Genomic DNA, 745 nt, shown 5'->3' on the forward strand with positions numbered 1-745 from the left:
TCTTATTTTGTGTATAGTAGCTTTGAATGTAAGTTTTTTGTTATACATAACTAAAAAAGATTTGTGTTATAATCAAATCAATCACTTAGGCAAGTGGATTCATTGGGCGATGTTCCTTTGATCGGACTAATCTTACTACTAGCAATTATTGGTTTTTCCTTAGCAAATAGCTTAGGTCAAATAAAATTCATGAAACTTAATGAAGTAACAATGTTAGAACAGGAGATAAATATGATTAAAGACATAAATAACCTGAACCGTACACCAAACATTACTGGTAACAAACTTTTTAAGCAGGCAAGTATGCTTGAAAATGTACAAATGTGCATAGTAAGTACGGTTAGCTCCGTATTTGGAGCATTTGCCTAAGTGATTTTAAGCATTTAATAATATTTCTAAAATTAACATAATACGCCTTATGCGAAATACTTGAACTTTTCCTTTTCGCATCAATATCTTAAAGTAAGCCGTTCTAGGGTTCAGCGCACTGGAACGGCTTTTTCGTGACTATTCACGTTCAACGTATGTTTTTTAATCAATGTTCCACAATTTTGATTAGCTACAGTCAACAATGCTCTCACCCATTCGGTAAGAAAAAGCGACTGAGAAAGCCTCTTTTCGGCTGCTCTGGTTCTACGTGCTCTGGCACTGGAATACGCTTATTTTCTGTTTCGACTGGAGTAGTCAATCCGTCATCTTTCGGTTCGAGTTCTGACCGAGTATCTGTTGCTATATCTGGAGCAGA

Annotated in this window: 1 protein-coding gene and 1 pseudogene; one reads left to right on the plus strand and one right to left on the minus strand. The window is 35.6% G+C overall.

The window, feature by feature from the left end:
- Positions 1 to 102 precede the first annotated feature (102 nt).
- A complete protein-coding gene (locus B4F08_RS15485; RefSeq protein WP_114258883.1) occupies positions 103 to 369 on the plus strand; it encodes a hypothetical protein in 267 nt (88 codons plus the stop codon).
- 208 nt (positions 370 to 577) lie between these two features.
- Here B4F08_RS15485 and B4F08_RS15490 read toward each other — a convergent pair.
- Positions 578 to 745 (minus strand): annotated as a pseudogene (locus B4F08_RS15490) (DNA-binding protein); the annotation flags it as partial.

The organism is Acinetobacter sp. UBA6720 (assembly GCF_002454215.1).
Taxonomy (GTDB): domain Bacteria; phylum Pseudomonadota; class Gammaproteobacteria; order Pseudomonadales; family Moraxellaceae; genus Acinetobacter.